Source organism: Candidatus Galacturonatibacter soehngenii, from assembly GCF_008830185.1.
Taxonomy (GTDB): domain Bacteria; phylum Bacillota; class Clostridia; order Lachnospirales; family Lachnospiraceae; genus Lachnotalea; species Lachnotalea soehngenii.
This window is the reverse complement of sequence record NZ_WAGX01000007.1, coordinates 79,735-95,167: the sequence shown is the minus strand read 5'-3', so window position 1 is coordinate 95,167 and position 15,433 is coordinate 79,735. Positions and strand designations below refer to the sequence as shown.

Below are 15,433 nucleotides of genomic sequence, written 5' to 3'. Positions count from 1 at the left end.
ATTATAGTGTGTATATTTTCTAAATTTTTATAGCCACAATAAAGGGAATGTTTATAATTCATACTTTTATGAAGCAACATAAGAAAGTTTTAATTCGTCGTAGTTGTTTCACCTGACTGTGTTTGATTTGGTGGTTGCATATCTTGAGGCATATCACCTTGCCCTTGTGGCATTTGTCCACCTCGCTCTCTTGGCCCGCCACCTCGCATGGTATTAACAGTTGCTTGTGCTCCCGTCTCATCTACTACGGTGGAAATATCACTTAAGGTAATTTGTCCAAGTGCTGTACCATTGTATGTTAATGTATAGGTTTCCCCAGCCTTTAATGCTGACGTACTTATTACGATTGAACTGTAATCCTTGACGGAGGTATAGGATATGATTTCTTTTTCATCGCTGTCTAATAAGGATACGATACTACCTGCTTTTTGGCTTTGCGTATAAATAACTTCAAGTCCATTTTGTGTTGAAGCATCACTAATGGTTTGTGCCATGCCTGAACTTCCAATCGCAACAAGTGTTCCACCACTGATAATAAAATCACCGTTATAATCAAGTGCTCCGTCTCCGTTGCTGGTAGGACCATTTACATAAACTTCTCCGCCTGTCATATAAACATGACCGTTTGAGTCAATGCCATCTCCACTTGCATCAATGGTAATTTTTCCTCCATTTATTGTAATGATGCAATCTTCGTCTACCACATCCATTCCATCGCCCATTTGGCCGCCACCACCTCGTGGTATTTGGCTGTCGCCTTGTGGCATTTCACCATTGACTTGTGGCATTTCACCTTCGGCTTGCGCCAATTGATTGCCTGCTTGTGGTCTCTGTTCTTGCGTAATCTCGGTTGTTGTCGTATCTGTTTCATCTTGATTGGCAACATTTAATCCATCATCACTTGCTACAATATTAATATCACCGCCATTGATGGTTATACTTACGCCTTCCATTCCTTCAAAGCACTCAGATACATCAATGCTTCCTCCATTTACGGTTACCAGTTGGTCTGCATGCAAACCTTTCTTCACTGCTTTTAAGGAATATGTTCCTTCGTCTATGGTCAAATTGCCTTTCGAATGAATGGCATTATGTTTTGCGTCAATGGTATAGGTACCATCTAATATCGTAAGAGAATCTTTCCCATGAAGTCCATTATTTATAGCAGTAACGTTATAAGTACCAGATGCAAGAAGTAAATTGTCTTTTGACTGAATACCATTGTTATAATTTGCAGTAAGATTTAACGTTCCCGTTCCTGTCAATATCAAATCATCCTTTGAAAAGATTGCTGCATCTGGCTCTGTTTCATCAGTACTTTCATACACATAGGTAGTTGCATCTGAAATGGTATTAATTGTACCTTCTGCCAAAATAAGGATTACCTTCTTAGATTGTTCACAGTAAATAGCAGAACTGGTGGAACAATTCATTTCTACACCATTTAATACGATCCGAATCGTATCTTGTTTATCTGCAGATACGATGATTTGACCATCGCTTAATGTGCCGCTTAAAACATAAGTCCCACCTTTGCTGATTGTAACTATATTATCTTTGGCTGTGGCTCCATCCCCATCTACACGGATGGAATCACCATCCAATACAATTTTTGTTGCACTTGCCTCGTCATAGCCTACATCAATATCTTCACTTGTATATGTAAAGTCCGAGGTAGTGGTATCCTGCGTTTTAGTAGTGGTTGTTTCATTTTCACTCTCAGTTTCAATAACCACAGACTCTGTTATTGTATTTGACGTACCACAGGCCACTATACTTATTGATATCATCATGATTGTCATTACTATAGCGCATATTTTTATTTTGCGTTTTCTCACTTTGTATTCCTCCATTACAATTCTTCTTTATTGGTAGGAACTCTTCCACAGGTAATGTTTAAATTTCCATTCCTACAGCGAATTTCATCAATGAATTCTTTTTCCAATGCCTGATTCTTTATCATAATATGATACTGTAATTCATAGAGGCTTCCCATGTTTGTCGTTCTTACTCTTACTAGTTCAAAAGCATTGGTATACTTCTCAAATAAATCATCAAATATACCGTTATAATCTAAACTTTCTGCTATGGTAATTTTTAATTCTTTCTCGGCCTGCGTTTTTTCACCAAACTTACTTCCCGCCAAAACAATCATGGCAAGACCAATAATGAAAAAGAATACCACTGCATAGCCAACATACCCCATTCCAGTTGTAAGTCCTAGTGCCATTGCAAAAAATATAGTTAAGATTTCCTTAGACGTTCCAGGAACGGAGCGAAATCTCACTAGACTAAATGCTCCCATGACTGCTACGCCTGCGCCAAGGTTTCCATTTACCATCATAATGACTAGTTGAATTAATGCAGGTAATAATGCCAAGGTTATCACAAAATTTTTAGAATACCTATTTTTATACATATATACCATAGCTACTCCCATGCCTAATATTAAGGATGCGAGTGTACAAAGAATAATACTTTGAAAGGTAATATCTCCTGAAGTGGTTGTTGTTAATATACTGTTAAGCACAATGTTTTCCTCCTATTTGAATGTTCTTAATATTGTTATCCATATTTTTTAAGAAGCTGTGAATCAAATAATTTTTGTAGCACTCTCCATATTTTGAAAATGAGGTGGAGCGTATTTTAAGTTCATCTAGTAAATGACTTAACCATAAAGGCATTACTTGGGGAATTTTTATTTCCATCAATACTTGACCTGACTGTAACAGTTGCCTTCCATTAGATCCTTTTGTCAAATCAAGGTTCTCTTCTCTCCATCTAATATTCGTATCAAAAGTAATTCTTAATTCCTCATCTTCTTTTCCAAACATAGCAATTCTGTCATAAGCAAGAAATACTTTTGGAGACAATTCATATACTTTTAAAAACCAGTCTATTTCTTTTGTAATTTGTGTGGTCTTATTTGCCTGTTTTTCTCTTAATAAATACTTATTCGCTTCCAAAAGCTTCATGGATACTCTTCTTTTATATACAACACCATCAAACTTCTTCTTAATTTCTATGTAAACATCACTTTCTAAAGTCGCTGTTCCATAACTACGTAACCTTAATTTCTCTTTGTAAACTGGTTTTGACAATGATTGTCTAATTAGTTGATAATCGGGTGTGTCATAATAAATATTATTGATGGTATGCAAGCCATAACAATCTACTTCCATGTACGCCTCAAGTTTTTCTCGCATTAATTGATATTGATTTTCTGTAAGTAAATATTTTTTTTCATATCGTTTGAATACACCTTGATAATTAGCCATTTTATTACCTCCTGTTACTTATATTCCCTTATTTGCAACTCCTTTTGATGTACCTATCATAACTTACGTAACTTAAATTACTCTTAAAAAAACATTTCAGGTTAAATTAAGATTAAATCTATGTAAAAATACAAAAAACCTGTTATAATAGTTTTTTATTATTTATGATTACAAAGGAAACTTAAAATGAAAAAGAATTTTATTATTATTTTAATTGGCATTATATTTATTTTTGGTCTTGGGATTTTCTTTTATAGTCAGTCAGATTTTACATATTTGGCAATTATAAAAGGAAGCATTCACTCTACTACAAGTAATGCTTCCCTTACAACCTTTCATACAACGAGAAAAGACACAATCGTGATATCTGCCAATTCAACGATTGAGCAGGGCAGTTTGACTATTACATTAACAGATGAGTCTGGAGCTGTAATAACGGACATCGATGTAGATACAAACTATTCTGAGCTTATTCAGGTAAAAAAGAATAAAGATTATAAGTTATTGGTATCGTATCAAGATTTCATTGGTGATTACGAAATCAAATGCAAATAAAACCTAGTCTTAAAAATAAGTAAATTCTGTTTTTGATTCTAGTATCTCTTTGATTCGATACAATCCCAATTCAAAGTCTTCGTCTGATTGCTCGGCGGTTACTGCAATTCGCACAGCCGCCGGAACCAAACTATTTCCTACCACAAAACGCTCTGCACAGTAAAGCTGCACTCTGGCATTTTTCGCACAAAGCTCAAAGGATTTTCCTGTAAATCCTTCTGGTAAGATCAGCCACCTAAAATTACACAATTCATCACCTAAAATTTTATACTTATGAAGAATTTCATTTAATTTTAAATTTCTTTTTCTTGTATGCTCTCTTCTGGCATTTAAAAGCTCTTCTCCTTCTTTTGAATGAATTAAGCGAATTGTTGCTTCAATCAAAAAAGGAGAAACCATAATATTTAAGTTATAAAAACCAAATGATAATTCAGAATAATACTTTTTAGGAGATGATACAAAAGCAATTCTTAGACCTGGCGATAGTGTCTTTGATACACTGGATAAATATATTACATTTTCCTTTGCATAACTTGCGATTGGTGGCAATGGATTTTCTTTTAGTAAACTATTAATAGCATCTTCTATTACAATCAAATCAAGCTCTTGTACTACTTTTGCTATTTCTTTTCTTGTATGAATATCCATAGTCACAGTGGTCGGATTGTGATAATCAGGAATCAAATAAAGTCCCTTTACACCCTCTTTTTTACAAACTTGACAAAGCGTTTGGGCAAAAGGCTCCTCCTTTTTTTCAGGTATTGGAATCAGTTTAATTCCAAGCATACTGGCAAGGGATTTAATTCCAGGATAAATCACTTCATTGGTTCCAATCTTATCCCCACAGCGAAACAATGAAGTTAGAATTCCAGCCAGGGCATTTTGTCCGCCTGCCGCAAATAAAATCCGTTCTGGATTTGCTTGGTAATTGGAACGCAAAAGCCATTTAGCGGCTGCATTTTTTTGCATCACATTATCTTCTGATAAATCATACTGTAAAATATTGTGTGCTTCTGGTTCCTTTAACAATCTTTGAAATGTTTGCATCACAATTTGATTGGGTTCTACCGTTGGCATAATCGCACCCATTTCAATTAACTTTTTTGAACCTTTTCTCGTTAATAATACTGCACTACTTGTTACATCAGAAGCGACAAAGGTTCCTCGTCCAACCGCACCAAATATTAATCCTTTTTGCTCACAAAGCTTAAATGCCCTTGACACAGTACTTAAATTGATATCTAAATAATCAGCAAGTTCTCTTTGAGGAGGGAGCATGGTACCTGGCTTTAATATCCCATCTTTAATATCTTTTTCCAACAGATTTGCCAACTCTTTATAGAGTGAATTGTTTTTATTTGTTATACTTGGTTTCCAACTCATTGGATAATTTTCAAATGAATTGACTGGCATTTTTTTCACCCTCTTTACAATTGTATTCCATACAATTATAACATTGTATGTATTATTATTGCAATGTTATAATGAAGAAAACAAACTGCTATTACACACAATTATAAGGAGGTTAGCATGGAACAACTATTTTCCGATGGGATTCTTAACACCCCATCTTCCTTTATTCGAGAAATATTAAAAGTTACACAAGACGAAGACATGATATCTTTTGCTGGTGGACTCCCAAACCCAATTTCTTTTCCTTCCAAAGAGCTAAAGGAATCAACCAATCGTGTTATTTTAGATTTTGAAAACAAAGTATTTCAGTACGCAACCACAGAAGGTTATGAGCCACTTCGCAAATACATAGCAAAGCGATATGAGGAAAAATATCATCTTGATTTTAGCAAAGAAGATATTCTAATTACCACAGGCTCTCAGCAAGCACTCGATTTACTCGGCAAAATACTAATTAACAAAGGGGATTCCTTGGCAGTGGAATGTCCTGGATATTTAGGTGCTATTCAAGCTTTTTCTATGTACCAGCCCAAATTTATAGGCATTGATTTAAAGGAAGATGGGCTAGATACCGATATGCTAGAATCATCACTAAAACAGTCTAATGTTAAGCTTATGTACACCGTACCAAACTTTCAAAATCCAACAGGCATTACCTATTCTTTTGAAAAGCGAACTAAGATATGTGAAATTCTATCTCACCATAATACCATTTTGGTAGAAGACGATCCTTATGGGGATCTTCGTTTTTCAGGAAAAGATTTGCCTTATATCGGAGCGGGTAAGTTACCAAATAGCGTTTTACTTGGTTCAATTTCTAAAATTATTACACCTGGTTTTCGTCTTGGATGGATTTGTACCAAAAACAAAGACATTATGAAGCAGTTAATTATTGCTAAACAAGCGTCTGATTTGCACAGCAATATATTTTGTCAATATGTCATCTATGATTATTTAACCCATAATGATGTATCACAACACATTGACAAAATTAAAAAGCTCTACAAAGAACAAAGCATTGCGATGCAAAAAGCGATTCAAATGTATTTTCCTAAAGATATCATTTACACCACTCCACAAGGTGGCATGTTTATGTGGGCAACCCTTCCAGATAAGCAATCTTCTCTTTCACTTTTTCAAAGAGCCGCAAAACATAAAGTTGCTTTTGTACCTGGCGATCCTTTTTATACAAACAAAAAAAATGTTCCTACCTTTCGGTTAAACTATACCAATTCGGATACGGATACTATTTTTGAGGGGATAAAAAGAATTGCACAGGTAATATAAAAGAGTGGCATTTCGCCACTCTTTTATATTACAACTACCACTTTTCTTCTTACATATTAAAAATTCTTTTTGCATTTTGATAGCATATATTTTTATATGTAACCTCACGCAATCTGCCTTCCATATAGGCCTTATCGATATAAACCCCGAAAGGAAACGTTTGTTGTTTATTGACTGTATCAGTTGCAAAAAATAATCGATCTGAAAATTCTTCCATAAACTTAAGTCCATAAGCTTCATCTCGTAGCATAGCACAGCTGCCACTATAACCTGACAAATCACCATATAAGTTAGGATAATTTCGAAATAATTGTTCTAAGCGACCTCCTGGCTGTATCGGGCCTCTTCCCATAGCCGTACGATTTTGATTTCCTTCTTTCGGACAATCCGAAGAAATTTCAAGCCAGAATAACTGACTATGACCTAAAATTTTTAGTTTTGGAAACTGCTTTAGGGTTTGTTCTAAAAGTGGTAGTCCCGCGTGGTCACAGACTCCATATTCATAACCAGGTTCTGGACTCATATGTATCGTAACTGGTAAGTCTAACTTTTCTGCCGAGGCAAACACTTCTGTTAAAAATGGACTATCCATCCATTCATTCACCGATAATTCTCCTACACCTATGGCACCTTGCTCTTTCAAACGTAACATGCGTTCATAAACGGTTAGTGGATCTACGGGATCCAAATTACACATCCATGCAAAAAAGTCGGGCTGTTTTTGTACAATTGCAGCACATTCCTCATTTGTTCCAAACCCCTTCTTTACTATTTTCCCCTCACCACTACTCATAAGGACGGCTTTCCCAATTCCCTGCAACTCTAGGTGAGCTCTTAGCTCCTTGTCATCAGCAACATAACAGTCCAAAGGATTACGTGGTGATACACGTCCTGTTTCTTTTCGTTTGAGCGCACAATGAACATGTAAATCTACCTTTAAGTCTTTATTCATATCGAATCACCAACCTTTAACTTTGGCCTCTTTCGTCAAGCTACTTGGTTCTACTTTTTCCATATTAATTCTTGTGTCGCCAAGAAGAAGAAGAGAGCGGCTACTTTTGGCTACTTCCCACTTAGGTAAATCGTCCCCATTTGGATCACCCGTAGCAGCAAAATTAGTTAAATACTTTTCCATCTTTTCTGAAAGTTGTTTGTCATATTCCGTAAACGGACGCCAGCAACGATTCAGTGTACCAAACCAATACCATAAATCAGCACTGTGAAAGGCTCCTGCTGTATCCCCTGGAAGCTGACGACTAAATAAATAAGCATATGAAGGTGTCTTTTGCTCCTGTGCCCATTCTTGTGCGTCTAAGTTCATGGAACTTGGATCCATATCTTCACTATTTGAACCAATCATATAAGGAATGTCCATATACAATCTCTTATCCGCCACTTCATGAATGGAAAATGGCATAGCTGCACCATCCACAACAAAATTGCAGGCTTCACGATTCTTTGCAAAGTTTTCTCCTAATAAACTGCCAAAAGCATCAAATATATTTTTTGCATCCATTGTACGCAAATCTTCCAAGCTATCCGCTTTGGCACGTCTCATTACTTCCTTCCAAAACGGATAAAAGTGCTCCATAGAATATTCCTTTCCAAACATTCTTCCTCTACCACCACCACTAGAAAGTACTGCCTTATGTACGAGTCTTTTTGCAAGTGGACTAGAAATTATATGCTGTACGCTCATTGCTCCAGCACTTTGTCCCATGATGGTTATGTTATCTGGATTACCGCCAAATGAAGCAATATTATTATGTACCCATTGAAGCGCTGCTAACTGATCATATAATCCATAGTTTCCTGTGTGTCCATCAACTGCTGCTAGTTCTTCAAAGCACGCAAACCCTAACGGTCCAAGTCGATAGTTTATTGTAACTGCAACAACCCCATCTCTCGTCCAAACAGGTTCATCAAAACAAAGTTCATCGCTGCTTCCTCCTAGCAATGCCCCACCATGAATATATACAATAACAGGTGCATTTTTTATATCCTTTGGTGCAAACACATTTAGATACTGACAGTCCTCGTCATATGTAAATGTTGCATTTTCGCGAAATTCATGATAGTAAAACACACGACCTGTTGCCGTTTCAGGCATATAAGCTCTTTGTTGCAATGCACAAGGACCATAATGGGTAGCATCATAAGTACCCTCCCATTTTGTTACTACCTCTGGATATTGCCAACGTTTGGCTCTAGCATAACGAATTCCTTTAAAAGCAACTGCTCCTGATTGTCTAGCCAAAGTACCTTTTATCATTCCACATGGAGTGGAATATAATATTTCATTCATTTCCACAGTCCTCACTCCTCCTCAATTTTTAGGAATTTGATTCAATTTAAGATTAAGCTGTTTGATAAATTCTTCTTCAAATTGTCCACTCATACGATTAATCACACGTAATAATGTAATGGATGGCATAGTTTTTGCTCGTGGATTGCTTGTAACTTGTGGTACTTCCCGCTCCAAAAGTGTCCATACCTCTTGATTTGCAGATAAAGTACCCATTTCATCCATAATAGAATAATAGTCTTCTGGAAACAAATCTTCCTTGCTCTGTCCCATTGTAAACCAGTTTTTTACATTAAACTCTGGATTAGGATCATGATAAATGTAGCTTTCATCTGGTTGACTTACTCCTATTAGAGTAATTTCATCCTCCACAGCTCCTGCAAAAACGCGAATACGATTTTCACCTTGATTCATTGGCACTTGCTCAAATTCAAACACTCTTTTTCCCGATAAAGTCCCAAATATCTTTCCATTTACTTCTAATGTAACTTCTGGTTGATTGGAATATACTTTAATTACGGTAGTGTCTCCACAACGGTTGACAAAGCGACGGCCTGCCACATGAACAAATTCTTCCTGACTCCACCACGCTTTGTAGTAATAAAAGGAATCTTTCTTTATTTTACGATCAAAGGTTACAAGTCCTTTACAGTTTTTTCCTTTCACACCACCCTCATCTCGAATGCTACTACCAAAATCAAACATATTCCAGACAAAGCTTCCCCATAACCAAGAACGATTGCGTATCATCGGATAAACAGTCTCATGATATAAACATTGAAATTCCTCCGAATAATCCTTTCGCTTTGGTTCTGTCGCATGAAGTGTGACAGAGCAATCTACGCCATATTCAGATACCCCCAGCGAAACCTGTGGATTGTCCGCATGAAATTTATCAAAAAATGAATTGTAATCTTCCATTTCATCGTAATACCATCCAAAATAGATATTGTAGCCCAACATATCAGTAATATAGTTTAGCTGACTCTTATTTTTAACACAATATAAATTTGCACTTGCTGTCAGGCGCGTGTTATCTAGCTCTTTTACTAGATCATTCAACTCTTGCGTTTTTCTGTACATCTCAAGGCTCTCACCCATCATGGCAATTTCATTTTGTATGCCCCAGCAAATAATAGAAGGATGATGACTGCATTGTAAAATAAGTTCTGTTAGTTGCGACTTTGCATTATCTACGACTCCATCATTACCATCTGGCATTCCAAGCATTGGAATCTCTGCCCACACAATCATACCCTCTCTGTCACACAAGTCATAGAAATAATCAGGATGCTGATAATGAGAAAGTCGAACTGCATTTGCGCCAATCTCTTTGATTAACGCCATATCCTTATCCATTTGTTCTTTGGTAGTTGCACAGCCTACTCCTTCATAATCTTGATGCTTTGCCACACCGCATATTACCATATGTTTGCCATTTAGTGAAAATCCATGTTCTGATGATAGTTCCATGGATCGAAATCCAAACGTTACACTAACTTCATCAAGGCAATTATGGTTATCTAGTAATCTTGCTTTACAGGTATATAAATAAGGATCCTCTTTTCCATTCCAAAGATGGGGATTTTCCACCACCATAGTAGCTTTCGTATTGTCTACCGAACAAATCGTTTGTGCTACAATAGAATCATTATCTAAAATCGTGTACTCTACTTGCATGCTATTTTGAATTCCTACAAGACGAGAGTTTACTTGTACCCTACCATTTGTATCAGGCGTAAGAAACAAACCTGAGGTTCCGTAATAGAGCAAATCAAAATGTGCAGTATTTGTACGAATTAATTCTACAGAGCGATAAATCCCACCATAATTGTTAAAATCACCACCCAAAGGAGCAATATCACTATAGCGAGTATTATCTGCTAAAACAAACAATTCGTTTTTCCCCTCTTTTATAGCAGTAGAAAGTGGAAACCGAAATCGCGAATAACCACCACGATGAGTTCCTATCATAATTCCATTTAGCCATGCAGTACAAACCCCTGCGACTGCACCAAAGTCTAGAAAATATAAGTCGTCATCACTTAACTTGTCAATATCTAGATAATAACGATAAAGGACTGCTCCTTCCTCCTTTGGTTCTTCCTTGTTCCATACATGTGGTAAAACTACCTCATTCCAATTATCTGCTTGTGGAATCCCTTCGTTGTTTAAAGTACATGGTGAAAATTCCCATCCGATGTCTAATTTATTAATGTTTCGCATTGAAACCTCCTTAAAGTCAAATGTAATTACTTCATATATCAATTGAAATTACAACTATTATTTTATTTTCTTATGAAAGAAGCGCCCACAAAATTTCGTCTGTGGACGCTTTTTGGGATTGCTATCAATTAGCGAGACTGATACAAGATATAAGCTTCTTGCTTATATTGAGTTGCTGTATCTATTCCCATACCTTTTAAGGTATCAACATAAGTCTCCCAATCAGAATTCAAGTTAGCTTGACCAGTGATAAAACCAATATACATTTCCTGTTGGTATGTATTTATTTGATTCATAATCGTGTTGAATTCATTTTGTACTTCAGGAGCAACTGTTACACGAGGCATATTTACTCCTGTATCAGCATCTAACCAACGCTCACGTGCAACATTTTGTTCTGGTAAACTTGTAACCATTGGCAAATAAGAATCTAATAAAATAATATTTGAAAAAGCATAGGTAGGAATTGCATATTGTAAAATTGCTTCCTGAGGTGTTTTTCCATCTGCATTTTTCATAATCCCATCTGTATATGTCTTAGTTCCATCAGCCGCTTTCGTATAACTCTTTCCTTCAATACCCCAACAAACTAAATCATTACCCTCTTCTGAGTAGAAGTAGTCTAATACTTGTGTTGCTAAAACTGGATCTTTACATGCACTAGTTACAGTAGCCTGTAATCCAGAATAATAGGTTCCATTTCCAATTGGGAATGAAGGTTTGTCACCTTTATTAAGTGTTGGCCATGTGGTTCCTTCAAACTCAAATTCTGGGTTTGTTTGACGTGCAGTATTTGTAATGTTAGCAATGTGATAATTCAACTGTAAGCTTCCAGCTACACAAGTTCCATCTGCCAACTTTGCATTCATACTTTTTCCATCATTAGACATAAATTCTGGATCGATTAGTTCGGCATTATACCATTCATTTAATTTTGTAAGATATTCTTTAAAGTTTTCTGTAGATGGTCCATATACAACATTACCTGTTTCATCTAAACAAAAACCATTTGAGGTTTTATATGCTGGTAAAATAAGATCAAATAAAACGCTACCGTCACGTCCCTTACCAGATGTTAATGGATACTTTGTATCTCCACTCTCTTTTAATTTGGTCATAACATTAGTCCAGTCATCCACTGTTACTGGTACTTCAAGATTATTTTTCTTTAATAAATCCCCGCGAAGAGTCGGTCCACCAGAAACAGGATAGCTTGATGCAAATGAATACATACCAAGGTAATGCCCGCTATCAGAAGTTGCTTCTTTTGCGTATTCTTCATTTCCTTTTAATACGTTTAAATAATTTGGTGCATACTGGCGAATATATTGATCCATATCAATTAGTACACCTTCATTTACTAACTGCTCCATGCCCATAGGAGTTGTTGAATAATCCCATAAAATAATATCTGGATATTCATTTGACGCAATCATTAAGTTGAATTGATCCGCCTCACTTCCAACTGCTGGATGAATAAATTTAAGAGTGACTCCTAATTTTTCCATTGCCATCTTAAATGCTTCGATATCTCCCCAGTTACCTACAACGCCTGAACTAGAATCACGTAAGTAAACAGTAAGCGTTGTATCATCCGTTCTTAGAGGGTAAGTTGCTTTAACAACCTCGATTTCTTCCTCTTTTTTTGTTTCATCCGTAGCTGCCACATCGCTTGTCGTGTTACTTTCTGTACTACTTTTTTTATTCTCACTACCACAACCAGCCAATAATGATGTGCACATTATACCTGTCATCATAAGTGTAAGAACACGCTTCCCCAAAATACTACTTCTCTTTTTCATGTTATCTCTCCTTTTTACTTTTTACCTCAAATAGGTCTTTCCTGTTTGGTAAGTTAATTATGATATTGTTAAACCATTTTGTATATCTTCAATATTTTAGATTTATCATCGCTTTTTGAAAATACACGAAAAGTTACTTCGGAGTTGTTATGCAATTTTTATTTTTCCTATGCAACTATTCAGATTTATGCATTATAAAGAGCTTTCACGATACTGTGTAGGGGTAATATGTTCCACTTTTTTAAATATTCGAGTAAAGGTATTCCCACTCGCATATCCTACTTTTTCTGCAATCTCTGCCATGGTCAAGTTCGTATTTCTTATTAACTCCTTTGATTTTTCAATTCGTAAACGAGTCAAATAATTTAAAAAGGTATCACCTACATTTTCTTTGAAAAAAGCAGAAAGATAGCTTGCTGTTATATAAAAATGATCGGCTACATAGGAGAGGGTCAAATCATTGTTAGAAAATTCTTGCTCAATAAATTCTAAAATTTGATCTGTCAAAAAAGAGGCATGACTTTTCTTGCTGTTTAATATTACTCTGCAAACATGAGAGGTGACTGTCTCTACCGTTATCTCCATTTGATGTGAAGTATCATGAACAAAAATAAGCTCTAAAGGATTATTATTTTCAATTAGTATTTTCTCTTGTTCTTCTGCTGGACAAATACCTAAAATGATATTTAAAAGACCAATAAAATACCCCCTGACTATATGCAATGGATGACTACCTTGTCCAAAATTGATTTGATAGTGTTGGCGAAGTAATGTCAATGCTTCTTCTTCATTACCCGTAGCAATATAATTTTGCAAGGGAGCACTAATCTCATCTAAACTTTGCACTGGTCTTGCGGTTGTTTGCTCATTCCTAAGCATGACTACTCCACCTTGTGACTGTATACTACAAGCATGTAATGCATTATGATAAGCATAAGGAACCTGATCAATTCCTGTTACTGTACGACTAACATAAATCGCTATCATATAAGAATAATCAGATATCATTACATCACATAGCTCAAACATTACTTTTTCTACTTGGTTTTCCAATTCCTCTATTTCGCTATTCATGATTAGTACAACTAATTTACTATGTGGAATTACAGTCGCATGCATAATCTCTTTTGGAATTAAATGCGAAAACTGTTCTTTTAGTATCACTTGGAACAGTGCCAGCTCTTCTAATTGATCTGTTTCTTGTGTAACCAATCGTACTACAGCCACGCAAAACTTCCTAAAAGGTAATACGATACCCATATTTTCAAGTGTAACTTTAAACCTTTCATAATCAACTACAGCATTTTTTAATAATTGCATTAACAAGTTCTCCCTTATTAGGGGGAGTTCTTCATGTAATGTTTCCCGAACCACAGACATAGACCAGGTCATATCTGCGACAGAACGTTCAATTAAACTAAACTCATTCTCATCAGCATCCACTCTCTCTTTTTGTAACAAGGATTGCTCTCTTAGAGATTGAAGCAGCTTTTCAAGAGGTTTATAATTTTTTCTTGAAAGTAACACCGCACTTGCAACTCCAATCAAAAGTACAATTACCATCATAAGAAGGCTGATATTACGAGTTGTTTGCAATTTATTTAATAACGCATGCTCTGGTTGAATGGATATATATGTCCAACCATTTAATTCACTTGGTATGGTTGATACTGTGTAGGAATCATCTGCTATGTCTAAAAATCCACTTTTAATCTCTAATGCTTGCGGCAATGCGTTAAGGAGTTCTTTCGTTCCTGTACTAGCAATGGGCTCCCCATTTTTATCTAAAAGACACAGAAGGCCCTTTTTTAATTCTTCCATTTCTTCTACATTACTCAATAGAGCTTTTTTATTTATCCTAAGGCAAATCGTACCTGTGGCATCCTTGCCAGTACTCCATAGAGGAATCGTGTGAAGCATAAGTAACTCACGCGTACCAGCACTATCCTCCAAAACCTGATATTGACCATATTGGCGTTGTTCTTGTAAGAATTGTTGTAATAACTGATTTAGTTCTTCGGTTTCGAGTCTTTGTATTTTTTTTGAAACGCCTGAGTCTGCCCAATCTGCACTGATAAGATAATCATATTTTACGGAATAAACCATACTTTCTAATAAATTTTTGTATGGTGCATTATAGCCTTTCATATGCTGTGATATTTCCCAAATTTGAAAATTCAGCTCACTGGCACTTAAATTATCACCCTCTAAAAAGTTAGTAATAGTTGTATCATTGGACATATCCATAGTAAATAACTGCAAGCTTTGCAATTGTTTGTCCACCATCTTTTGTGCCTGAATTAATACAGCATTTTGATAATTCAAATTTTCCTGCTGCAATAGCTGACGGGAATGAAAATAATTTACCAATAAAACGATAAGGGGCAAAATTAGCATGAGTAAAAAAGACAAAACTAACCTGCGAAAAGTTACAGGCTGTTTTATCTGCAAAATATACTTTCTTGTTTTCTTCATAATACACTCCTATTTGCATGGTTATTATTGTTTTATTATATCACAATTATTTATATCTAAGACTTTATACCCCTTATTTTAAAACGCCAAAA

General features: G+C 35.8%; 12 protein-coding genes. 2 read left to right on the top strand and 10 right to left on the bottom strand.

All coding sequences use genetic code 11. The features are described from left to right. Positions 1–89: 89 nt before the first annotated feature. From F7O84_RS15225 to F7O84_RS15215, 3 genes are read right to left on the bottom strand one after another with little or no spacing between them, the layout of a single operon-like run. The gene (locus F7O84_RS15225) at positions 90–1,838 is read right to left on the bottom strand and encodes a carbohydrate-binding domain-containing protein (RefSeq protein ID WP_192451786.1); all 1,749 of its coding nucleotides are present in this window, start codon (positions 1,836–1,838) and stop codon (positions 90–92) included. A gap of 14 nt (positions 1,839–1,852) precedes the next feature. After that, positions 1,853–2,530 (bottom strand): DUF4956 domain-containing protein, encoded by a 678-nt coding sequence (locus F7O84_RS15220; RefSeq protein ID WP_243140912.1) that lies wholly within the window; start codon positions 2,528–2,530, stop codon positions 1,853–1,855. Continuing rightward, a complete protein-coding gene (locus F7O84_RS15215; RefSeq protein WP_151147194.1) occupies positions 2,523–3,278 on the bottom strand; it encodes a polyphosphate polymerase domain-containing protein in 756 nt (251 codons plus the stop codon). The genes F7O84_RS15220 and F7O84_RS15215 overlap by 8 nt, the downstream gene beginning before the upstream one ends. Before the next feature lie 186 nt (positions 3,279–3,464). Between F7O84_RS15215 and F7O84_RS15210 the strand changes: the two genes are divergently transcribed. After that, positions 3,465–3,833, top strand: a complete 369-nt coding sequence (locus tag F7O84_RS15210; RefSeq protein ID WP_151147191.1) for a hypothetical protein — start codon at positions 3,465–3,467, stop codon at positions 3,831–3,833. Between the two features lie 9 nt (positions 3,834–3,842). Here F7O84_RS15210 and F7O84_RS15205 read toward each other — a convergent pair whose 3' ends face one another. Then, positions 3,843–5,246, bottom strand: coding sequence for an aminotransferase-like domain-containing protein (locus F7O84_RS15205; protein WP_151147188.1), 1,404 nt, complete (start codon positions 5,244–5,246; stop codon positions 3,843–3,845). Between the two features lie 117 nt (positions 5,247–5,363). Here F7O84_RS15205 and F7O84_RS15200 point away from each other — a divergent pair, with 117 nt between their 5' ends. Beyond that, entirely contained in the window at positions 5,364–6,533 is a 1,170-nt protein-coding gene (locus F7O84_RS15200) for an aminotransferase-like domain-containing protein (protein ID WP_151147185.1), read from the top strand. 49 nt (positions 6,534–6,582) lie between these two features. On the opposite strand, the gene F7O84_RS15195 is transcribed toward F7O84_RS15200, so the two are convergent. The 6 genes from F7O84_RS15195 to F7O84_RS19050 all read right to left on the bottom strand — a co-directional run bounded on the left by F7O84_RS15195 (position 6,583) and on the right by F7O84_RS19050 (position 15,360). Continuing rightward, positions 6,583–7,485, bottom strand: a complete 903-nt coding sequence (locus tag F7O84_RS15195; RefSeq protein WP_151147182.1) for an amidohydrolase family protein — start codon at positions 7,483–7,485, stop codon at positions 6,583–6,585. A 6-nt stretch (positions 7,486–7,491) separates the two neighbouring features. After that, positions 7,492–8,838 carry a carboxylesterase family protein gene (locus tag F7O84_RS15190; protein WP_243140927.1) on the bottom strand — a complete coding sequence of 449 codons (1,347 nt, stop codon included), beginning with the start codon at positions 8,836–8,838 and terminating at the stop codon, positions 7,492–7,494. Between the two features lie 21 nt (positions 8,839–8,859). After that, positions 8,860–11,064 carry a glycoside hydrolase family 2 protein gene (locus F7O84_RS15185; protein WP_151147177.1) on the bottom strand — a complete coding sequence of 735 codons (2,205 nt, stop codon included), beginning with the start codon at positions 11,062–11,064 and terminating at the stop codon, positions 8,860–8,862. Positions 11,065–11,192: 128 nt separating this feature from the next. Further along, positions 11,193–12,866 carry an extracellular solute-binding protein gene (locus F7O84_RS15180; protein ID WP_151147174.1) on the bottom strand — a complete coding sequence of 558 codons (1,674 nt, stop codon included), beginning with the start codon at positions 12,864–12,866 and terminating at the stop codon, positions 11,193–11,195. Between the two features lie 192 nt (positions 12,867–13,058). Beyond that, a complete protein-coding gene (locus tag F7O84_RS15175) occupies positions 13,059–15,191 on the bottom strand; it encodes a helix-turn-helix domain-containing protein (RefSeq protein ID WP_192451785.1) in 2,133 nt (710 codons plus the stop codon). Then, entirely contained in the window at positions 15,097–15,360 is a 264-nt protein-coding gene (locus F7O84_RS19050; protein WP_192451784.1) for a hypothetical protein, read from the bottom strand. The genes F7O84_RS15175 and F7O84_RS19050 overlap by 95 nt, the downstream gene beginning before the upstream one ends. Between the last annotated feature and the right edge of the window lie 73 nt (positions 15,361–15,433).